This window comes from uncultured Lutibacter sp., assembly GCF_947493565.1.
Lineage (GTDB): Bacteria > Bacteroidota > Bacteroidia > Flavobacteriales > Flavobacteriaceae > Lutibacter > Lutibacter aestuarii.
The window spans coordinates 73,318-93,681 of sequence record NZ_CANLRG010000007.1; the positions used below are offsets into that span (position 1 = coordinate 73,318).

The window sequence follows — 20,364 nt, forward strand, 5'->3', positions numbered from 1 at the left end:
ACAATCATTTAATACTATTATATGATTGTAAAAGGATTTCACCTCAATCCCTAACGTAATAAATGTCTTTTTTTTAATTTTAATTTGACTTCAAAATAAATTGTATTTTTGAGAAACTAAATCAATGAACTTATGAAATTTAAACTAATCGCTTTAGGTGTAATTAGCTGTTTTTTTGGATGTAAATCTTCACATCAGAAAGCCAATTACGACGCACAATCTGGTGCAACCAAAATTGTAAATACCATACATTATTCGCAAGAAAAACACTTAAAAAATATTCAACAATTAACTTTTGGAGGAGACAATGCAGAAGCTTATTGGAGTTTTGATAATTCAAAATTAGTATTTCAAGCCACGAACAAAGATTGGAATTTACAATGCGATCAAATTTTTACAATGAATATAAATGAAGATTTAAGCAAAGGAAAAATTCCACAATTGGTAAGTACAGGAACAGGTAGAACAACTTGTAGTTATTTTTTGCCAGGAGACTCAACTATTGTTTATTCTTCAACACATTTAGCAGATAAAAACTGTCCGCCAACTCCAAAAAAGGAAGATTATGGGAATAAATATATTTGGCCTGTTTATGAAGGGTATGATATATTTATAGCAGATACTAAAGGAAATCAATTGAAACAATTGACTTTTGAAAATGGGTATGATGCAGAACCAACGGTATCACCAAAAGGAGATAAAATTGTATTTACATCTACACGTACAGGAGATTTAGAATTATTTACTATGAATATTGATGGCTCAAATGTGCAACAAATTACACATGAATTAGGTTATGATGGTGGTGCGTTCTTTTCTCCTAATGGAAAGCAATTAATTTTTAGATCGTCTCGACCAAAAACTCCTGAAGAAATAAAAGAATATAAAAGTTTGCTAAAACAAGGACTTGTTCAACCAACTCATATGGAACTTTATATATGTGATGTAGATGGAAGTAATTTGAGAAAAATAACAAATTTAGGAAATGCCAATTGGGCTCCTTTTTTTCATCCTTCAGGAAAGAAAGTAATATTTTCATCCAACCATAAATCAAAAAGAAGTTTTAATTTATTCATGATTAATGTTGATGGAACGGGCTTGGAGCAAATAACTTTTGATAAAGTTTTTGATGCTTTTCCAATGTTTTCACCTGATGGTAAAAAAATCGTCTTTTCTTCCAATAGAAATAATAATGGAACTCATGACACTAATTTATTTATTGCAGATTGGGTAGAATAACAAACATTTAAGCAATTGTATTTTTAAACGCTTATTTCGTTATATTTGCGGCAATTAAGTAGACAGGAAAACGAAGTATGAAAAAAATCAGGAACTTTTGCATTATTGCACATATTGATCACGGAAAAAGCACATTAGCAGATAGATTATTAGATTATACAGGTACCGTTACAGCTCGAGAAAAAAAAGAACAGTTATTAGATAACATGGACTTAGAGCGTGAACGAGGTATTACTATTAAAAGTCACGCCATTCAAATGGATTTTGTTTATAAAGGTGAAGACTATGTACTTAACTTGATAGATACTCCAGGCCACGTAGATTTTTCTTATGAAGTATCTAGATCTATTGCTGCTTGTGAAGGAGCATTGTTAATTGTGGATGCGGCACAAAGCATTCAAGCACAAACCATATCCAACTTATATTTAGCCTTAGAACACGACTTAGAAATTATTCCAGTACTAAATAAAGTAGATTTGCCCGGAGCTAATCCAGAAGAAGTTACCGATGATATTGTTGATTTATTAGGATGTGATCCTGAAGATGTAATCCATGCAAGTGGAAAAACGGGTTTTGGTGTAGATAATATTTTAGAAGCTATTATTGAAAGAATTCCACATCCAAGTGGAGATGTAACTGCACCATTACAAGCTTTAATTTTTGATTCAGTTTATAATTCTTACAGAGGTGTTGAAACGTACTTTAGAGTTATGAATGGCGAAATTAAAAAGGGTCAACGTATTCAATTTATGGCTACTGGTAAAACGTACAATGCAGATGAGGTAGGAACTTTAAAATTAACACAAGTACCAAAACAAAGTATAAAAGCGGGCGATGTAGGTTATTTAATAACAGGTGTTAAAACCGCAAGTGAAATAAAAGTAGGAGATACTATTACTGATGCCGTAAATCCAACAGAAAAAAGAATTGAAGGGTTTGAAGATGTAAAACCGATGGTCTTTGCTGGTATTTACCCCGTTGATACGGAAGATTATGAGGAGTTGAGAGCTTCTATGGAAAAATTACAGCTTAATGACGCTTCCTTAGTATTTATTCCGGAGAGCTCTGCAGCATTAGGGTTTGGATTTAGATGTGGATTTTTAGGAATGCTGCATTTGGAAATTATCCAAGAACGTTTAGAGCGTGAATTTGATATGACGGTAATTACTACGGTACCTAACGTTTCATATAATGCATTTACAAATAAACATCCAGATGTACCTATTTTAGTAAATAACCCATCTGATTTACCTGAGCCTTCAAAATTAAATAGAGTTGAAGAGCCTTATATAAAAGCAACTATTATTACAAAATCCGATTTTATTGGACCAGTAATGAGTTTGTGTATTGAAAAAAGAGGACAAATTACCAATCAAACTTATTTGACTCCTGAACGAGTTGAATTAACGTTTGATATGCCGTTGGCTGAAATTGTTTTCGATTTTTACGATCGTTTAAAAACGGTTTCTAAAGGTTATGCTTCGTTTGATTATCATCCAATTGGAATGAAGACTTCAAAATTAGTTCGTGTTGATATTTTATTGAATGGACAATCTGTGGATGCTCTTTCTGCGTTGATTCATGCTGATAGCGCATATTCAATTGGTAAAAAAATGTGTGAAAAACTACGTCAGTTAATTCCACGTCAGCAATTTGATATTCCAATTCAAGCTGCTATTGGAGCTAAAATTATTTCACGTGAAACCGTAAAAGCGTTAAGAAAAGATGTAACTGCAAAATGTTATGGAGGTGATATTTCACGTAAAAGAAAATTATTAGAAAAGCAGAAGAAAGGGAAAAAACGTATGAGACAAGTTGGTAATGTTGAAATACCTCAAGAAGCTTTTATGGCAGTTTTAAAGCTGAATGATTAGTTTTAAAAACAATTTACTATAAAAAGAAATCCCATCAATTTTGATGGGATTTCTTTTTATAGAACAATTTAATTATTGCTTTCTATTTAATCTTAATTTTAAATTATTTAATAACGAATACATAATTGGAACAACAATTAGTGTTAAAAAAGTAGCAAATGTTAATCCAAAGATAATTGTCCAAGACATTGGCCCCCAAAATACCACATTTTCACCTCCAATATAAAATTGAGGGTCAAATTCAGTAAATAGCGTCATAAAATTGATGTTAATTCCAATGGCTAACGGTAGTAAACCTAATATGGTTGTAATGGCAGTTAATAAAACAGGACGAAGCCTAGTTTTTCCACCTTCAACTATACTTTCATAAATTAATTCTTTAGTAAGAGTTCCTTCTTCTAAACCATTTTCTAATCGTTTTCTTTTCATTATTAAATTGGTATAATCAATAAGTACAATGGCATTATTAACCACAATACCAGCCAGTGAAATAATACCAATCATCGTCATCATAATTATAAATTCCATTCTAAAAATGATAAGCCCAAATAACACCCCAATTAAACTCAATAATACAGATAATGAAATGATGATTGGAGTTGAGGTTGAATTAAATTGCCCCACAAGAATTAAGAAAATTAAAAATACAGCAATCATCAATGCTTTACTTAAAAAGGCCATTTCTTCAGCTTGCTTTTCTTGCTCTCCTGTAAATGAAATGGAGATGTCTTTAGGTAAATGATATTGCTCTAAAGCTTTTTTAATTTGATCGTTAACATCTGTAGGATTGTAATTTTCGATCACATTAGAAAAAACTGTAATTACCCTATTTAAATCTTTACGCTTAACGGCGCTAAAGGTTGAAGAAGTTTCGGAATGTGCAACAGCAGAAATAGGAACCTGTACAATTTCACCATTTGATTGATTTCTAAAGGTTATTTTCTGATTTACTAAAGCATCTTTATTATAACGATACTTATCCATTAAACGAATATTTATTGGGTAATCATCTTCGCCATCTTTAAATGTTGAAACTTCTTTACCAAACAATGAAGTTCTTAAAGCATCACCAATTTGGCCTGTAGAAATATTTAATCTTCTAGCTTTTTGTCTATCAATAACAATTGGTAATTCAGGCTTGCCTTGTTCAACATCCAATTTTAAATCTTCAATACCAGCAATGTTAGTTGCATTGATAAATTGTTTAATATCTTCTGCCGTTGCTAATAGTTGCTCGTAATCATCGCCTGAAACTTCAATATTTATAGGAGCACCAGTTGGGGGGCCGTCTGCAGGCCTATCAACAGTAATATTTACTCCAGGAAAATCATGTAATAATTTTCTTATGTCAACTAAAACATCTTCAGTTTCAATACCATCACGTTCAATAAACTTTACAAAATCAACAGTAATACGAGCTTTATTTGGAGTTGTTCCTCCTTGTTGACCTTGGTTAGGGTCACTAGTTCCTTCACCTACTTGACCAATGATTGAGGTAATTAAGAAATTATTTCCATTCACCTCGTATTTTTTTAAATATTCCTGAATTTTAGCTTCTACTTGATGCGAAAGTTTGTTAGTTTCCTCAATATCTGTACCAATAGGGTATTCTAAATATACATACACTTGTTTTGGAGGAGTTTCTGGAAAGAAAAGTATTTTAGGAGGAAATGCTCCAAAAAGCATTATAGCAAAAAATAGTAAACCAAAAGTTCCTAAAAATAGCGTTCTTGGTCTTTTTCCTTTTAATACAAATTTTAAAGTATTCTCATAGATGATTTCTAATTTTGGGAGAAATATGTTTTGAAACCATATAGTGCTTGGTGTAAGTAGTTTTGTATTAACAATACGTAAAACTCCAGCTAATGCTAAAATTAAACCTAACGCATTTAATCCTTTTATACCAGTAGATAACCCACCTATAATAAAGAATACACCAATAGTAAATAGGGCTGAACTAAAAATTAAAATTCTTTTAAAATTAACTTCATCTTCTTTAATTTTCATATATACTGAAGTTAACATTGGGTTAATTACCAATGCAACAAATAGAGAAGAAGTAAGTACAATAATTAAAGTAATTGGAAGATAACGCATAAATTCTCCCATCATACCTGGCCAAAATGCAATAGGTAAAAAGGCTGCTAAAGTAGTTGCAGTTGAAGCTATAATAGGCATAGCTACTTCACCTACTCCATATTTTGCAGCATCAATTTTAGAATATCCTTCATCTAATAATCGATATACATTTTCAACAACAACAATTCCATTATCAACCAACATTCCTAAAGCAATTACTAATGAAAATAACACCATAGTATTTAAAGTAACTCCTATAGCGCTTAAAATAATAAACGAAATAAACATTGATAAAGGAATGGCTATACCTACAAAAAGTGCATTTCTAATTCCAAGGAAAAATAATAATACTAAAACAACTAAAATTACTCCTAAAATAATACTGTTTTCTAGGTCAGCAACCATAGTTTTGGTATCATTTGTTTGATCGTTTGTTTTAGATACATATAAATTTGAAGGAAAATAATTTTCTTTTGCTTTAGTAATAATTTTGTCTATTTGTGTGGAAGCATTAATTAAATTTTCACCACCTCTTTTAGTTACATCAAGCATCACTACGGGTTGTAAAAATTCACGAGCGTAGCTTTCTTTTTCTTGCTCTTTAAAAGTTACCGTTGCAATATCTCTTAAATAAACAATATTGTTATTCTCTTGCTTTACAATAATATCCTCAATTTCTTTGGCGTTTTTAAATTCTCCAATTACACGTACATTTCTTCGGATACCATTTTCCAATAAATCGCCTCCTGAAATGGTCATATTCTCATTTTGAATAGCCATGGCAATGTCATTAAAGCTAATTTGCGAAATTTCCATTTTGTACAAATCAACGCTAATTTCCATTTCTTTATCTTGGATTCCTCTAATATCAACTTTTGAAATTTCAGGAACTTTTTCAATTTCATCTTCTAAATATTCTCCATATTCTTTTAATTGATCCATTGAAAAATCACCAGATAAATTGATATTCATTATAGGAATTAATTCAGCAAAGTTCATTTCTTGAACATTTGGGTCTGCAGGTAAATCTTTTGGAAAATCTTTATCTGAAGTAGCGGCATCTACTTTGTCTTTAACTTTACGTAAAGCTTCTGTAGGAGTTACACTAAAATCAAATTCTACTTGTATAGATGAAAACCCTTCAATTGAAGTTGAAATAATTTCATTTACCCCAGAAATTCCATTAATTTCTTTTTCTAAGGGGCGCGTAATTAGTTTTTCAATATCTAGTGCAGAATTTCCAGGATAAGGTGTGGCAACATAAATTTGTGGCACAACAATTTCGGGAAATGCTTCTCTAGGCATACTTTGGTAAGAAAATATACCAGCCAAAAAAATCATTCCAATTAATACAAATACGGTCATTTTATTATGAATGGCCCATGTAGATAATTTAAATTCTTTTAATATTTTATTCATGCTTAATGTTGTTGTAAGTTAGTTGTTAACTAATTGCGGTTAATTTTAACCATGTCTCCAGATTTTACCAATCTAGCTCCAGCATTTACCAATACATCATTTTTTTGCAATCCTTCACTAATAAATGCAGTGTGGTTGTACTCTTTTTTAACAGTAACTAAACTTTTTACAACTTTATTTTCATTAGTTTCCATAGTTACTGTAAAAACGTAGTTGTTTCCGTTTTGATCTTGTTGAATTAATGTTGATGGAATGATGATTCCTTCTTCTTTAAAATCTAAAATTTTTAAATCTGCTAATAAGTTTGGTTTAATAGACTGGTCTGTATTATTAATATTTATGCGAGTTTTAAAACTTCTATTATCAGGATTTATATAATGCCCAATTTGTGCTATTTTTGAAGTAACTTCTTTATGAATTGAAGTAAAATTAACAATAGCTTCTGTTCCTATTTTTACAACAGGTAAATAAGATTCTGTTACGTCTGCTTCTACATAAACTTTATCTAAATTAACTAATCTAATAATTGGTGTTTGTGGATTAGTAAGTTCTCCGTTTTTAGGAAAAATTTCATCTACAATACCACTAAAAGGTGCGCTAATTTTCATTTTATTATTTTGAGTTTTTAAAGAAGCCAAGCTGTTCTCTAAACTTTCTTTTTGAGCTTTTGCCTGAAGATATTGCATTTCAGAACCTATTTTTTGATTCCATAATCGTTCTTGACGTTCAAAAGTGGTAATTGCTAAAGCTAATTGTGTATTAAGTTCATCAATTTTATTTTTAATTTCAGTATCATCTAATTGTACTAAAAGTTGACCAGCTTTTACTTTTTGTCCTTCTTTTACTAAAATTTGCGTAACTGTACCGCCTAATTCAGGACGGATTTCAATATTTTTATCAGCTTGTACAACACCTTGTATTTCAACATAATGTTTAAACATATCGTATTGTACGGGAAGTGTTGTTATAATAGGTAATCTTTTTGTAGTATCTAATTTTGAAATCTCACTTTCAACAATTTTTAATTCATTTGTGAGGCTATCAATTTTAGCAACTAATTTAAGTTCTTTGTTTTTTAATTTTTCTAATGAAGTTGTAGTCTCTTCTTTTTGTCCACACGAAAAAGTTAGTATGGCAGAAATTATAAGTATATTTATTTTTTTCATTTTGTTAGTTTTCTAGTTGTTAATAGGGTTATTTAAGGCACTGTCTAATGCTGCTTTATTAGCAATCACATTTAACATTGCTTGTAAATAATTTTGTTGCATAGTGTATAATTGGCGTTGTGCTTCAGACAATTCAAAACTTGTTGAAATTCCTTCAAAAAATTTAATTTGCTGTTTGTTTTCAATTCGTTCAGCTAATTTTAAGTTTTCTTTTGAAGTTTCCAATTCTTCAATACTGTACTGGTATTCAGTTTTAGCATTTTCAAGTTGAAGAGCTATTTTTTGTGCTGTTTCAGTTAACGTTGTTTTAGATTTTTCGAGTTCAATTTTGGCCTGTTGTGTTCTTGAGCTTCTTGCTAAACTGCTAAAAATTGGGATGTCTAAGCTTATTCCCAATAATGAAGAATCAAACCATTGTTGTTCTTTTTTTAAGAAGTCAAAATTTTGTCCAAAACCTGCGTACCCAAAGTTAACAAAACTACTTAAAGAAGGTAAGGCTTTACTTTGTTCAAGTTTCACTAATAGTTCATTAGCTCGTTCTGTATTTTTTGCAATTTTATAATCAATATGATTTTCAATTAATAAGTTAGATGTTAATAATTGTAAATCTGTATTTTTTGCTGCTAAATTAATTAGAGAATCTGTTAAAGTTACGATAGAATTGATTTCTATTCCTAAGGTAATGTTTAACATTTTGTAAGCAATATTCTTTAATTTTTTAGCTCTAGAAAGATTGCTTTTAACAGAAGATAATGTAATTTTAAGTTGCTCTACATTTTCTTCTTCAACAAAACCATTTTTAAAAATTTGGATGGTTTCTTCTAAGTTTTTTTCTAAAGTTTTAATGTTTTTTTCAAGTATGATAATGCTTTCTTCGCTAAGTAATACATTTCCATAAGCATTAATAACGGCTTCTCTTATACCTAATTCTGTTTTTTCTTTAGCTTGTTCACTAATTTGCAAATACGTTTTTGCCGATTGCAATCCTACTAAATAAGAACCATCAAAAATTAATTGATTTAGTGTTGCGGTGGCATTCATATTATGTTTGGTGCCAAATTCAACTTCAACAAATTCTCCTGCATTGCCGCCAAAAAAATCAGCAGGTATTAAAGAAACTTGCTGTTTTATCCAGTTTTGATAATCAATTTTAGCACTTATTTGTGGTAAGCCTATGGTTGTTGTTTCCCATTTTTTCTTTTTTGCAGCATCAATATCTCTTTCGGCATTTATTGATGCGTAGCTGTTTTTTAATGCATAATCAATAGCTTGTTCGAGTGAAAGTGAAATGCTTTCTTGAGCATTTATAACGTAGCTACTTAGTATTGCAATAATTAATAATGTCTTTTTCATTCTTAATATTCTGTGTTATTTATTTGTTCTTCTAAAACTATTAATCCTTTTAAAGTACTTATGGCTCTAGTATGATATTCTAAAACGCAGTATTCTAATTTTTTGATGGTATTTTTATTATAGGTGTACATGGTAGTGTCATAAACACTCATCATTAACGAAAAGTAAAATTTTGAGGCTAATTCAATGTTTATGTCCTTTCTATATAAACCCTCGTTCATTCCTTTTTGAATGTTTTTTGAAATACATTCTTTGAAAATTGAAAATTCTTTGGTCATAATTTTATGATACGTTTTGGGGTAATACTTCTCTAATTGATACATTGGAGAATCATCAGAGTTTTTAAACATATCTTTGAATATTTTTTTTATTTCATAATTTTCTTCAATGGCGTTGTACCCCTTTTCACAGATGCATAAAATACTATTGTGAATGTTTTGATGTACATAGGCAGTCGTTTCATCAACAAGTTCTTCCTTGTTTTTAAAATATTTATAGATAGTTTTTTTGGATACTGCCAAACTATTTGCAATATCATCCATAGTCACACTTTTAAAACCAAATTTTAAAAATATTTCTCCTGCTTTATTTAAAATTTTCTCTCTCATGGATAATTTAATCACTTATTTTGAATTGCAAATATAGAAAAGGAAACTTTAAACACAATAAAAGTTTCCGAAGTTTTAACACTTTAATAACATTTAATTTATTAAGGTGTTTGAAATAGTTAAAATTGAATGATGTATTTTTACCATAAATTACAATTAGAATGAGCACCATTGAAACATATAGAGAAGAGTTTTTAACATATTTACATAAAATAAACACAGTTAAAGAGCCTGTAAATTTATACGAGCCTATTAATTATATTTTAAATATTGGAGGTAAAAGATTAAGACCAATACTTACGTTATTAACTTGTGATATTTTTGGAGGAAATTATACTAAAGCATTAGATGCCGCTGTAGCAGTAGAGGTGTTTCATAATTTTACGTTACTTCATGATGATATAATGGATAGTGCACCAATTAGAAGAGGAAAGCAAACAGTACATACTAAGTGGAACGTTAATACAGGAATATTATCTGGAGATGCAATGATGATTATGGCTTACCAAAGCTTTGAAAGCTATGAGCCTGAACTTTTCAAAAAATTACTAAAGCTTTTCAACCAAACTTCATTAGAAGTATGCGAAGGACAACAATTAGATGTAGATTTTGAAAATAGAACTGATGTAACCATTCCTGAATATTTAAAAATGATTACAAATAAAACATCTGTTTTGGTTGCTTGCGCAATGAAAATGGGAGCTTTAATTGCAAACTCAAGTGATGAAGATGCAGAAAAAATATATAAATTCGGATTGTTTTTAGGACTTGCTTTTCAACTTCAAGATGATTATTTAGATACTTTTGGTAATGTGGAAGATTTTGGAAAACAAATAGGAGGTGATATTATGGAAAATAAAAAAACCTTTTTATATCTTAAAACTATTGAATTAGCAAACTCCAAAGATAAAAAGCAACTACATAATTTATATAACACTTCTACTGAATTACAAGAGAAAGTAACGGAGGTTAAAGATTTATTTATAAATTATAGAGTAGATAGAAATATTAAAAATGAAATTGAAAATTATACTCAAAAAGCATTTGACATTTTAACAGAAATTCAATTACCTATTGAAAAAAAACAAGAATTAATTGCTTTTGGAAATTGGTTAATGAAACGTAAAGTATGATTCCAGTTGTAAAAAATACCAATCAAATACTACAAGAAATAGATAAGCTGCACTTTTTTGAGGCTATTAAAAAACAATTAAATAAAGATTTTAATTTTTCAGGAATTATATATCAATTCCAAAGTAACTCACCACATAAATTAATTGAAGATTTAAGGTTGCAATTACATCAATTAATTACTTCAAACTTTTCAGGCTATTTAAACTTATTATATAGGATTGATGTTTCTGAAGCAGAAATTAAAAATATAACTGAGGTGGATATCAACGAAATAATTGAGCATGCTACATTTTTAATACTAAAAAGAGAATTTCAAAAAGTGTGGTTCAAAAGTAAATTCTAAATACAGGGTTTAAGGCTGAAGCATATAAAAAGTTTTTTGTTTTATCGTAAAGTACATCGTAGCGAAGTCCGATTGCTATATTTCCAGAAACATATTCAAGACCAAAATATAAGGCATCTTGCCAGGAAGAAATATCGTTTGCAAACACATATTTTTGATCTAGTTTTAAGCGTTCATATTCTGAAGAAACTTGAATATTACTAATAGGTTTATAAAAAGAGAGAATACTGCCTCCATAAAGGTTTGAAGTGGATTTTTGTGTAGTTGATTTATTTTTTACATACAAATAGCTAAAACTTACTCCTGAGCTAAACTGATCTGAAAAATCATAAATTACACTAGGAGAAATTGAAAATGTTGAGTAATTATTGCTAAACCCCATTGAAAACCCTCCACCAAATCTTAAATTTTTGGAGAAAGTATGTTGGTTGGGAGTTGTATTTTGACCTAAAATTGAAAAATTAATACCAATTAATAATGATAGTAAGCAGATAGTTTTGTGCATGTTATCAATTTTTTTACTAAGATAAGAATTTCTTTCAATTTTTTTATCAAATAATTATTGTGCATAAAGTAAATATGTATTATTTTTGCCACCAGTTTAAGGGACCCATAGCTCAGCTGGTTAGAGCACCTGACTCATAATCAGGGGGTCGAAGGTTCGAGCCCTTCTGGGTCCACAAAAAAGAAAGACTTTACAATTTTGTAAGGTCTTTTTTTATGATGTAAAAATTTGTATATCAATATATTATATTGGTATAATTATTCAATTAACTTCTTTTTCTAATCAAAGCTTTATTAAGTTTTTAACTAAAAATGGCATAGAAAAGGTGTCAGAAAAGGTATTCCTTTTTTTAAGTGGTGCCCCATTCTAATAATTCCTAAAATTTCAATTAGGTTTTATATAGATAAGTCTAAAATAAATAAAAAGCTGAGCCTGATAGATAATAAAATCCGTCAGGCATTTTTATTGCTTCAAGCTTCAGGAACTACATTTAATGTGTATCATATTTTAGAAAAGCAAACAAAAGAATATAGCGTCATAGCTTATTTTAATGTTTTTCTAAATAAGCTTAAAAGACTTATTGGAATTGATATTAAACAAGCTACTTATGATAAATATGAAAATGTAATAAAGAGTATTTAAAAGATTTACAGTTTCTCCTTACTTTATAATTTTGATTATTTAGGTGCACATTATAATTCGATTGCTTTAAAAAAAGTTAATAGAAAAATTCAAACTTTTCAGAATTTAATAAATCCAAATTATGATAAAATAGCTTGGATTGAAAGACAAATAGAAAATTACAAATCAAGAATTGAAAAAGAAAAAGAAGAAAATATGATTACATTCTTTAATTCTAAAATTAATCAATCCGAATTAGAATTATCAAAGCTTAAAAATAAAAATACTGAATTCAGAGATCAAAGCTTTAATCTTACTTGGAAATTACTTGAATTAAATAAAGGGATAATTTCAAAAATTGATTTATTATTACAAGAAAGAAATTCAATTTCAATTGAATTTACTAAAAATAAGAATAATTTATTAATTTCAATTAATGAAAATCATTTTAAGATTCTAACTCATGGAAAAGAATATCAAATTGAAATGAAAAATCTAGGTTTTATAAATTTGGATGGCAATTATATTTTAGAGATTAACAACTTTAATAATTTAAAAGTAAACAAAGTTTTAGAAATAAGTTCTAGAATAATATTTGACATTTTCTATTATAAAAACTTAGATAATCCAATTAATTTACGTTATGAATAAAACCAATAGGCAACAATACATATGTTTTATAACTAATTTCAAGTACATTTACAAAAATCTTTTAGGAATTTTTTGTACGTTTTTATTTGTTAAATTAGTTGCTCAAAAACTAACGAAATCATAACTAAAACTGCTGTGAGCAATTAAAACTAACCAATATGAAAAAAATAAAATTATCTTTACCTCTAATTGTCCTATTGTATACTGCTCTTGTTGGGTGCAAAAATGATACTAAATTAGAACCTCAAGTAAAAACTTCTGATTTAGAGTTAACTGCTTTAATAACAAAACAAGTTGATAGCCTCTATTCAGTATATGAAAGATTTGATTACGATTGGATTGAATTTTTTGCTGATGACTATACAGCAATTTATCCAAATTCACCAATAAAACAGATGACTAAAGATTCATTAAAGGCTCAATGGAAAAGAATTTATAACAAATTTGATGTAAAACTTCTCCATCGTGGTAAGCCAACTATTATACCATCTGAAGACATGGCTATTTCCTATAATACATACAATGAAATTTTCATTAACAAAAAAACCTCAGACACAATAAAAAATGTTGGAACCTATATTATAAATTGGAAAAAACAACCAGATAATTCTTGGAAAATAGTATTTGAAACATTACAAAATCATTAAAAACTGTACACAATAGAATCTATTGTCTTATTTGATAAAGATGGATTTTCAAGTGACGAAAAATATTTTTTTAAAATGGAATATAAAAATTGTTGGTGCTTGGGGTAAAAGCAAGCATACACTAAATGAACCAAGTTTTGAAAAAGTAAAAGGCGTGTGGAAATACTATCATGAAAACGGTAAACTTGCATTAGAAGGAAACTTTTTGTTTTAATTAAGGTAAAAATGCAGATATATTGAAGTTTAGAATATTAAATCTATTTTGTCAATAATAAGATGAAAATTGTTTCGTTGTTAAAAAATAGTATCTTTGTAAAATAGGTTTAGAAACCAAAGTTATAGAATTACGTTATAAACCCCTCTGAATGAAAAGTAAGTTTAACATATTAATGTTAGGGTTTTGTTTTATGCTAAATAGTTTTAAAGCATTTGCAATATCAGATCCTCCTACACCTACGTCGTGGCCTGGAGGAGGTGAGCCTGGACTTCCAATAGGGGGGCTACTTCCTTACTTAATAATTTCAGGTGTATTTTATGGTATTTATGAGCTAAGAAAAAAAAGGGACTAACTATTTTTCTAACAATCGAGCAACATATTTTCCTATAACATCAAATTCTAAATTCACTTCTGTTCCAATTTTAAAAGTATAAAAGTTGGTATTTTCAAATGTATAAGGAATTATAGCTACTGAAAACCCATTTTTTTTAGAATCCACAACAGTTAAACTAACTCCATTTAAAGTAATGGAACCTTTTTCAATGGTAATATTATTTAAATTTGTATCATATTCAAAGCTAAAAACCCAGCTTCCATCTTCTTCAATAATATTTGTACAAGTGGCAGTTTGATCCACATGACCTTGAACAATATGGCCATCCAATCTAGCACCTAAAATCATTGCGCGCTCTAAATTAATAACATCTCCAATTTTTAAGTGTTTTAAGTTAGATTTTTCAAGAGTTTCTTTTATGGCAGTTACAGTGTATGTGTTATTTAAAATTTTAACAATGGTTAAGCAAACACCATTATGTGCAACACTCTGGTCAATTTTTAATTCAGATGTAAAATCGCTTTCAATTGTAATGTGAAAATTTTCACCTTCCTCCACAATATTTTTTACCGTTCCTAATTTTTCTATTATACCTGTAAACATACTTTTTTCAATTTAATTGATTACTTTTGAAGTCTCAAAATTAAGCATAATAAACTTTTTTTATGGATAAATCTGAAAAAATTAAATTAGGAATTTCTATTGGAGATTTTAATGGTATAGGGATAGAAATTATCTTAAAAACATTTTTAGATAAACGAATGTTAGATTTTTGTACTCCAATAATTTTTGGGTCAACTAAATTAATAACTAGTTATAAAAAAAATACTAACATTAATGTGCTATTTAATGGTATTAAACAAGTAGATAAAGCTATTCAAGGTAAAATTAATATTGTTAACCTTTGGAAAGAAGATATTGATGTTGAATTAGGAAAACCAACAAAACAGTCTGGTAAATATGCATTTCTTTCTTTAAAAGCTGCTACAGAAGCTTTAAATAATGGAAGTATAGATGTATTGGTAACAGCTCCAATTAATAAAGACAATATACAATCTGAAAATTTTAAATTCCCAGGGCATACCGAGTATTTAGAATCGAAAATTGAAGGAGATAGTTTAATGATTTTAATGACCAATAAAATTAGAATTGGATTAATTACAGGGCATATTCCAGTTTCTAAAATTTCGGAAAATATCACACCAGATTTAATCAAACAAAAAGTAGCTATTTTATATACTGCTTTAAAACAAGACTTTGCAATTCAAAAACCCAAAATAGCTATTTTAGGATTAAATCCACATTGTGGAGACCACGGAGTTATTGGTTTGGAAGATGATGAAATAATTAAACCTACAATTTTAGAAATTCAAGAAGAAGGTAAATTAGTTTATGGTCCATATGCAGCAGATAGTTTTTTTGGTTCAGAAAATTATAAAAATTTTGATGCAATTTTAGCAATGTATCATGATCAAGGATTGGCACCGTTTAAAACACTCTCATTTGGTGAGGGCGTAAATTATACAGCAGGGTTAGCAAAAATAAGAACCTCACCAGATCACGGAACAGCTTATGAGCTGGCAGGAAAAGGGCAAGCCAGTATTAATTCTTTTAAAGAAGCGGTTTTTAGCGCTATTCAAATTTTTAGAACAAGAGAAGAATATAAAAGTTTGACAGAAAACACTTTAAAAATAACCCATCAAAAATAAAAAGAATAAAAATTAAGAATTTATTTTAAAATAATAGGTATATTTTTATATCTTTGCACGCTCAAATTGAAGTTCGAAATGAAAGATTTAAAAGAATTTGAAATTTCTTTTGTTGGTTTAAAAGAAGGGGTACATCATTTTGAATATATAATTGAGAAAGAGTTCTTTGATTTTTTTGAGTACGAAGAATTTTACAATTCAAATGTAAAAATAGATTTGTCTTTTTTAAAAAAAGCTACGATGTTTGAATTAGAGTTTTCTATTTTAGGATGGGTTGAAGTTGCTTGTGATGTAACAAATGAATTATTTCAACTACCAATAAATTCTAAAATGGATTTAATTGTGAAGTTTGGTGATGAATATAATGATGAAAATGAAGAATTATTAATCATACCCCATACAGATTATAAACTGAATGTAGCACAATTTATTTATGAAACAATTGTTTTGTCAGTACCATTAAAAAAGATTCACCCAGGAGTTGCAGATGGGACTCTAAAATCGGAAGTACTAGAGAAGTTAAAAGAATTTGAAATAAAAGAAGAAGTTGAAAAACAAACACCTGATGAAAACATCAATGAAACTATTGATCCAAGGTGGAATAAATTAAAAGATATACTAATAGACAAAAATAAGAGTAATGGCACATCCTAAAAGAAAAATATCAAAAACTAGAAGAGATAAAAGAAGAACTCATTATAAAGCAGTAGCTCCTCAAGTGGCTATTGATCCAACAACAGGAGAAGCTCATTTATACCACAGAGCCCACTGGCATGAAGGAAAACTTTATTACAGAGGTCAAATAGTTATTGATTCTGAAGAACTTCAAGCTTAAATTCAAAAGATTTAAAAATAAAAAAACTCTCATTTTTGAGGGTTTTTTTTATTTTTTACAGTGATTTTAGCTAAAAAGTGATAAAAATCGCTTATAATTAAAAATAATTTTCATTACTTTGAACCTCTTTTTTGATTAAAAGAAAACCAATTATGACAAAAATTACCGCAGCAATAACCGCCGTTGGCAAGTATCTTCCTGAAGATATTTTATCTAATGAAATGTTAGAAAAAATGGTTGATACAAATGACGAATGGATTTTTACTAGAACAGGAATTAAAGAGCGAAGAATATTAAAAGGAGAAGGTAAAGGAACTTCTTTTATGGCTATAAAAGCAGCCCAAGAACTTATAGAAAAGAAAAAACTAAATCCCAAAGAAATTGAGTTAGTAATTGTTGCAACTGCTACCCCAGATATGCAAGCAGCAGCTACAGCAGCTTATGTGGCAACTCAAATTGGAGCAGTAAATGCATTTGGTTTTGATTTAGAGGCTGCTTGTTCAAGTTTTTTATATGGAATGTCTGTAGCTTCTAAGTATATTGAATCTGGAAAATACAAAAAAGTATTATTGATAGGTGCAGATAAGTGCTCTTCAATGATAGATTATACAGACAGAGCAACCTGTATAATATTTGGAGATGGAGCTGGAGCTGTTTTATTTGAACCAAATACAGAAGGATTAGGATTGCAAGATGAATATTTAAGGAGTGATGGGTCTGGAAGAGAGTTTCTTCAAGTAAAATCTAGTGGGTCAATGTACCCAGTTACAAAAGAAACTCTAGAAAATAGAGAGAACTTTGTTTTTCAAGACGGTAAAACAGTATTTAAAAATGCTGTTTTTAACATGGCAGATGTGGCAGTAAAAATATTAGAAAGAAATAATTTAACTAAAGAAGATGTTTCATGGTTGGCAGCTCACCAAGCTAATAAGCGGATTATTGAAGCAACAGCCAATAGAATAAAATTAGAAAGCTCAAAAGTAATGATGAATATTGAAAAGTATGGAAACACTACTTCTGCAACATTACCATTACTATTAGCAGACTATGAAGAACAACTAAAAAAAGGAGACACTATAATTTTTGCAGCATTTGGAGGAGGGTTCACTTGGGGATCAATATACTTCAAATGGGCTTATAATTCATAATAAATTAACAACTAAAACTAAATGAATATGGAATTAAAAGATATTCAAAATTTGATAAAATTTGTTGCTAAATCTGGCGCAAGTGAAGTAAAGTTAGAAATGGAAGATATAAAAATCACCATTAAAACTGGATCAGAAAAAACGGAAACAACAATTGTACAACAGGCTCCTATGGGGATGCCTCAGATGCAAATACCTAGTCAAGCAGCAGCAACATCGTCAGTTGAAACTCATGTAGCCGGAACAGAAAAGAAAGATGAAGCTTCAAATTATATTGAAATAAAATCACCAATTATTGGAACGTTTTATAGAAAACCATCTCCGGACAAACCAGTTTTTGTTGAGGTAGGTGATACTGTTAGTCCTGATACAGTTGTTTGTATTGTTGAAGCAATGAAGCTTTTTAATGAAATTGAATCTGAAGTTTCAGGAAAAATAGTTAAAATACTGGTAGAAGATGGTACTCCAATTGAATTTGGACAACCATTATTTTTAGTAGATCCTTCATAAAACAATTTCAATTTTCATATTCAATAAAATCAAGTTGAGATTATTGAATTGAATAAAATTACGCATTATGTTTAAAAAGATATTAATTGCCAATAGAGGTGAGATAGCATTACGTGTTATTAGAACTTGTAGAGAAATAGGAGTAAAAACAGTTGCAGTTTATTCAACTGCTGATGCTGAAAGTTTACATGTGCGCTTTGCGGATGAAGCAGTATGTATTGGACCACCTCCAAGTAGTGAGTCTTACTTAAAAATGTCAGCAATTTTAGCTGCGGCTGAAATTACCAATGCCGATGCAATACATCCAGGATATGGCTTTTTAGCTGAAAATGCTAAATTTTCTAAACTTTGCGAAGAACACGGCATAAAATTTATTGGTGCTTCTGCAGATATGATTAGCAAAATGGGAGATAAAGCATCAGCTCGTGCAACAATGAAAGCTGCAGAAGTTCCTACAATACCTGGCTCAGATGGTATTTTAGAAACTTTTGAAGAAGCTGAAAAATTAGCGGATGAAATGAAATACCCTGTAATGCTCAAAGCAACTGCAGGTGGTGGAGGTAAAGGGATGAGAGCAGTTTGGAAAAAGGAAAAATTAAAAGACGCTTGGGATTCTGCTCGTCATGAAGCTGCTGCAGCATTTGGAAATGATGGTATGTACATGGAAAAATTAATTGAAGAACCAAGACATATTGAAATTCAAGTTATTGGTGATTCATTTGGAAAAGCCTGTCATTTATCTGAAAGAGATTGTTCAATTCAACGTCGTCATCAAAAGTTAACTGAAGAGGCGCCATCACCATTTATGACCCCTCAGTTAAGAAAAAAGATGGGAGAAGCTGCTGTAAAAGCTGCAGAATATATTTCATATGAAGGCGCAGGTACAGTAGAGTTTTTAGTAGATAAACACAGAAATTTCTACTTTATGGAGATGAATACTCGTATACAAGTAGAGCACCCAATTACAGAGCAGGTTATAGATTATGATTTAATTTATGAGCAAATAAAAGTGGCAGCAGGTATCCCTATTTCAGGAAAGAACTATATGCCAAAATTACATTCTATTGAGTGTAGAATAAATGCAGAAGACCCATATAATGATTTTAGACCTTCTCCTGGTAAAATAACGACTTTACATACACCAGGAGGTCATGGAGTAAGAGTTGATACTCACGTTTACGCTGGTTATTCAATCCCGCCTAATTATGATTCTATGATTGCAAAATTAATAACGACTGCTCAAACAAGAGAAGAAGCTATTAATAAAATGAAAAGAGCATTAGATGAATTTATAATTGAAGGAGTTAAAACAACTATTCCATTTCATAGGCAATTAATGGATCATCCAGATTATATAGCAGGGAATTATACTACTAAATTTATGGAAGACTTTAAAATACAGCTAGAGGAATAGAGTAGTAGTGTTTCAAATTAAAATTAAAATAAAGGATATGAGAACTCATATCCTTTATTTTTTTAAATTTACTTTCAATTAGAAATCTTATGAAGCAAAAAGAGTTGCATATTGATGGTATAGATAAGGTAATTTTAAAGCATTTAATGAAAGATGCTCGTACACCTATCTTAGGAATTGCTCGTGAAATAGGAATCTCTGGAGCAGCTATTCATCAGCGATTAAGAAAGTTAGAATCTGTTGGACTTATAGCAGGTTCAAAATTTATAATAAACCCTAAAGTTTTAGGGTATAAAACTTTAGCCTTTGTTGGAATATTCTTGGATGCAGCAAGTAAATATTCAGCTGCAATTAAAAGATTGAAAGAGATTCCAGAAGTAATAGAAAGTCATTATACAACAGGTAACTATGCAATTTTTATTAAAATTTTATGCCGTGATAACGAACATTTAATGCATCTGTTAAATCAAGACATTCAATCTATCAAAGGAGTTGCAAGAACAGAAACTTTTATATCCTTAGACCAACAAATAGACAGACAGATTAATTTATAAAAAA

21 protein-coding genes and 1 tRNA gene are annotated in these 20,364 nt (G+C 29.4%); 16 read left to right on the forward strand and 6 right to left on the reverse strand.

The window, feature by feature from the left end:
- Positions 1 to 132 precede the first annotated feature (132 nt).
- Together Q0714_RS10175 and lepA are read left to right on the forward strand one after the other, a co-directional pair.
- Positions 133 to 1,239 carry a hypothetical protein gene (locus Q0714_RS10175; RefSeq protein WP_298264678.1) on the forward strand — a complete coding sequence of 369 codons (1,107 nt, stop codon included), beginning with the start codon at positions 133 to 135 and terminating at the stop codon, positions 1,237 to 1,239.
- 77 nt (positions 1,240 to 1,316) lie between these two features.
- Positions 1,317 to 3,113: a translation elongation factor 4 gene (gene lepA / locus Q0714_RS10180; RefSeq protein WP_298264681.1), complete on the forward strand. Its 1,797-nt coding sequence runs from the start codon at positions 1,317 to 1,319 to the stop codon at positions 3,111 to 3,113.
- Between the two features lie 72 nt (positions 3,114 to 3,185).
- Here the strand turns inward: lepA and Q0714_RS10185 are convergent, their stop codons facing one another.
- Genes Q0714_RS10185 through Q0714_RS10200 form a run of 4 tightly spaced genes read right to left on the reverse strand, consistent with a single transcriptional unit; the run spans position 3,186 to position 9,738 of the window.
- Positions 3,186 to 6,611 (reverse strand): efflux RND transporter permease subunit, encoded by a 3,426-nt coding sequence (locus Q0714_RS10185; RefSeq protein WP_298264683.1) that lies wholly within the window; start codon positions 6,609 to 6,611, stop codon positions 3,186 to 3,188.
- 29 nt (positions 6,612 to 6,640) lie between these two features.
- Positions 6,641 to 7,777, reverse strand: coding sequence for an efflux RND transporter periplasmic adaptor subunit (locus Q0714_RS10190; protein WP_298264685.1), 1,137 nt, complete (start codon positions 7,775 to 7,777; stop codon positions 6,641 to 6,643).
- Between the two features lie 12 nt (positions 7,778 to 7,789).
- The gene (locus tag Q0714_RS10195; RefSeq protein ID WP_298264687.1) at positions 7,790 to 9,130 is read right to left on the reverse strand and encodes a TolC family protein; all 1,341 of its coding nucleotides are present in this window, start codon (positions 9,128 to 9,130) and stop codon (positions 7,790 to 7,792) included.
- A 2-nt stretch (positions 9,131 to 9,132) separates the two neighbouring features.
- The gene (locus Q0714_RS10200; protein WP_298264689.1) at positions 9,133 to 9,738 is read right to left on the reverse strand and encodes a TetR/AcrR family transcriptional regulator; all 606 of its coding nucleotides are present in this window, start codon (positions 9,736 to 9,738) and stop codon (positions 9,133 to 9,135) included.
- A 161-nt stretch (positions 9,739 to 9,899) separates the two neighbouring features.
- On the opposite strand from Q0714_RS10200, the gene Q0714_RS10205 reads away from it, so the two are divergent.
- Positions 9,900 to 10,871, forward strand: a complete 972-nt coding sequence (locus Q0714_RS10205; RefSeq protein WP_298264691.1) for a polyprenyl synthetase family protein — start codon at positions 9,900 to 9,902, stop codon at positions 10,869 to 10,871.
- Positions 10,868 to 11,215 carry a hypothetical protein gene (locus Q0714_RS10210; RefSeq protein ID WP_298264692.1) on the forward strand — a complete coding sequence of 116 codons (348 nt, stop codon included), beginning with the start codon at positions 10,868 to 10,870 and terminating at the stop codon, positions 11,213 to 11,215. The genes Q0714_RS10205 and Q0714_RS10210 overlap by 4 nt, the downstream gene beginning before the upstream one ends.
- Here the strand turns inward: Q0714_RS10210 and Q0714_RS10215 are convergent.
- The gene (locus Q0714_RS10215) at positions 11,199 to 11,720 is read right to left on the reverse strand and encodes an alpha-ketoglutarate decarboxylase (protein ID WP_298264694.1); all 522 of its coding nucleotides are present in this window, start codon (positions 11,718 to 11,720) and stop codon (positions 11,199 to 11,201) included. The two genes, Q0714_RS10210 and Q0714_RS10215, sit on opposite strands and share 17 nt — an antisense overlap.
- A 101-nt stretch (positions 11,721 to 11,821) precedes the next feature.
- Here Q0714_RS10215 and Q0714_RS10220 point away from each other — a divergent pair.
- The 5 genes from Q0714_RS10220 to Q0714_RS10240 all read left to right on the forward strand — a co-directional run bounded on the left by Q0714_RS10220 (position 11,822) and on the right by Q0714_RS10240 (position 14,208).
- A tRNA-Ile gene (locus Q0714_RS10220) sits at positions 11,822 to 11,895 on the forward strand.
- A gap of 662 nt (positions 11,896 to 12,557) precedes the next feature.
- Positions 12,558 to 12,992 (forward strand): hypothetical protein, encoded by a 435-nt coding sequence (locus tag Q0714_RS10225; RefSeq protein ID WP_298264696.1) that lies wholly within the window; start codon positions 12,558 to 12,560, stop codon positions 12,990 to 12,992.
- A 158-nt stretch (positions 12,993 to 13,150) separates the two neighbouring features.
- Positions 13,151 to 13,639 carry a hypothetical protein gene (locus Q0714_RS10230; RefSeq protein ID WP_298264698.1) on the forward strand — a complete coding sequence of 163 codons (489 nt, stop codon included), beginning with the start codon at positions 13,151 to 13,153 and terminating at the stop codon, positions 13,637 to 13,639.
- A gap of 52 nt (positions 13,640 to 13,691) precedes the next feature.
- Positions 13,692 to 13,853: a hypothetical protein gene (locus Q0714_RS10235; protein ID WP_298264699.1), complete on the forward strand. Its 162-nt coding sequence runs from the start codon at positions 13,692 to 13,694 to the stop codon at positions 13,851 to 13,853.
- A 151-nt stretch (positions 13,854 to 14,004) separates the two neighbouring features.
- Positions 14,005 to 14,208 carry a hypothetical protein gene (locus Q0714_RS10240; RefSeq protein ID WP_298264700.1) on the forward strand — a complete coding sequence of 68 codons (204 nt, stop codon included), beginning with the start codon at positions 14,005 to 14,007 and terminating at the stop codon, positions 14,206 to 14,208.
- Here the strand turns inward: Q0714_RS10240 and Q0714_RS10245 are convergent, their stop codons facing one another.
- Positions 14,209 to 14,793: a riboflavin synthase gene (locus Q0714_RS10245; protein WP_298264702.1), complete on the reverse strand. Its 585-nt coding sequence runs from the start codon at positions 14,791 to 14,793 to the stop codon at positions 14,209 to 14,211.
- A 62-nt stretch (positions 14,794 to 14,855) separates the two neighbouring features.
- Between Q0714_RS10245 and pdxA the strand changes: the two genes are divergently transcribed.
- The 7 genes from pdxA to Q0714_RS10280 all read left to right on the forward strand — a co-directional run bounded on the left by pdxA (position 14,856) and on the right by Q0714_RS10280 (position 20,360).
- A complete protein-coding gene (pdxA, locus tag Q0714_RS10250; RefSeq protein ID WP_298264704.1) occupies positions 14,856 to 15,899 on the forward strand; it encodes a 4-hydroxythreonine-4-phosphate dehydrogenase PdxA in 1,044 nt (347 codons plus the stop codon).
- 78 nt (positions 15,900 to 15,977) lie between these two features.
- The gene (locus Q0714_RS10255; RefSeq protein ID WP_298264705.1) at positions 15,978 to 16,553 is read left to right on the forward strand and encodes a DUF177 domain-containing protein; all 576 of its coding nucleotides are present in this window, start codon (positions 15,978 to 15,980) and stop codon (positions 16,551 to 16,553) included.
- A complete protein-coding gene (gene rpmF / locus Q0714_RS10260) occupies positions 16,540 to 16,734 on the forward strand; it encodes a 50S ribosomal protein L32 (protein ID WP_298264706.1) in 195 nt (64 codons plus the stop codon). The genes Q0714_RS10255 and rpmF overlap by 14 nt, the downstream gene beginning before the upstream one ends.
- 152 nt (positions 16,735 to 16,886) lie before the next feature.
- Positions 16,887 to 17,882, forward strand: a complete 996-nt coding sequence (locus Q0714_RS10265; protein WP_298264707.1) for a beta-ketoacyl-ACP synthase III — start codon at positions 16,887 to 16,889, stop codon at positions 17,880 to 17,882.
- Between the two features lie 27 nt (positions 17,883 to 17,909).
- Complete coding sequence (accB, locus tag Q0714_RS10270; RefSeq protein WP_298264709.1) at positions 17,910 to 18,392, forward strand: acetyl-CoA carboxylase biotin carboxyl carrier protein; 483 nt, start codon at positions 17,910 to 17,912, stop codon at positions 18,390 to 18,392.
- Between the two features lie 67 nt (positions 18,393 to 18,459).
- Positions 18,460 to 19,806, forward strand: coding sequence for an acetyl-CoA carboxylase biotin carboxylase subunit (gene accC / locus Q0714_RS10275; protein WP_298264711.1), 1,347 nt, complete (start codon positions 18,460 to 18,462; stop codon positions 19,804 to 19,806).
- An 89-nt stretch (positions 19,807 to 19,895) separates the two neighbouring features.
- Entirely contained in the window at positions 19,896 to 20,360 is a 465-nt protein-coding gene (locus Q0714_RS10280) for an Lrp/AsnC ligand binding domain-containing protein (protein ID WP_298264712.1), read from the forward strand.
- Positions 20,361 to 20,364 lie beyond the last annotated feature (4 nt).

Excerpts from the sequence above, each read along its gene's own strand:
- Q0714_RS10175 (WP_298264678.1), top strand. The coding sequence starts at position 133 with ATGAAATTTAAACTAATCGCTTTAGGTGTAATTAGCTGTTTTTTTGGA.
- lepA (WP_298264681.1), top strand. The coding sequence starts at position 1,317 with ATGAAAAAAATCAGGAACTTTTGCATTATTGCACATATTGATCACGGA.
- Q0714_RS10185 (WP_298264683.1), bottom strand. The coding sequence starts at position 6,611 with ATGAATAAAATATTAAAAGAATTTAAATTATCTACATGGGCCATTCAT.
- Q0714_RS10190 (WP_298264685.1), bottom strand. The coding sequence starts at position 7,777 with ATGAAAAAAATAAATATACTTATAATTTCTGCCATACTAACTTTTTCG.
- Q0714_RS10195 (WP_298264687.1), bottom strand. The coding sequence starts at position 9,130 with ATGAAAAAGACATTATTAATTATTGCAATACTAAGTAGCTACGTTATA.
- Q0714_RS10200 (WP_298264689.1), bottom strand. The coding sequence starts at position 9,738 with ATGAGAGAGAAAATTTTAAATAAAGCAGGAGAAATATTTTTAAAATTT.
- Q0714_RS10205 (WP_298264691.1), top strand. The coding sequence starts at position 9,900 with ATGAGCACCATTGAAACATATAGAGAAGAGTTTTTAACATATTTACAT.
- Q0714_RS10210 (WP_298264692.1), top strand. The coding sequence starts at position 10,868 with ATGATTCCAGTTGTAAAAAATACCAATCAAATACTACAAGAAATAGAT.
- Q0714_RS10215 (WP_298264694.1), bottom strand. The coding sequence starts at position 11,720 with ATGCACAAAACTATCTGCTTACTATCATTATTAATTGGTATTAATTTT.
- Q0714_RS10225 (WP_298264696.1), top strand. The coding sequence starts at position 12,558 with ATGATTACATTCTTTAATTCTAAAATTAATCAATCCGAATTAGAATTA.
- Q0714_RS10230 (WP_298264698.1), top strand. The coding sequence starts at position 13,151 with ATGAAAAAAATAAAATTATCTTTACCTCTAATTGTCCTATTGTATACT.
- Q0714_RS10240 (WP_298264700.1), top strand. The coding sequence starts at position 14,005 with ATGAAAAGTAAGTTTAACATATTAATGTTAGGGTTTTGTTTTATGCTA.
- Q0714_RS10245 (WP_298264702.1), bottom strand. The coding sequence starts at position 14,793 with ATGTTTACAGGTATAATAGAAAAATTAGGAACGGTAAAAAATATTGTG.
- pdxA (WP_298264704.1), top strand. The coding sequence starts at position 14,856 with ATGGATAAATCTGAAAAAATTAAATTAGGAATTTCTATTGGAGATTTT.
- Q0714_RS10255 (WP_298264705.1), top strand. The coding sequence starts at position 15,978 with ATGAAAGATTTAAAAGAATTTGAAATTTCTTTTGTTGGTTTAAAAGAA.
- rpmF (WP_298264706.1), top strand. The coding sequence starts at position 16,540 with ATGGCACATCCTAAAAGAAAAATATCAAAAACTAGAAGAGATAAAAGA.
- Q0714_RS10265 (WP_298264707.1), top strand. The coding sequence starts at position 16,887 with ATGACAAAAATTACCGCAGCAATAACCGCCGTTGGCAAGTATCTTCCT.
- accB (WP_298264709.1), top strand. The coding sequence starts at position 17,910 with ATGGAATTAAAAGATATTCAAAATTTGATAAAATTTGTTGCTAAATCT.
- accC (WP_298264711.1), top strand. The coding sequence starts at position 18,460 with ATGTTTAAAAAGATATTAATTGCCAATAGAGGTGAGATAGCATTACGT.
- Q0714_RS10280 (WP_298264712.1), top strand. The coding sequence starts at position 19,896 with ATGAAGCAAAAAGAGTTGCATATTGATGGTATAGATAAGGTAATTTTA.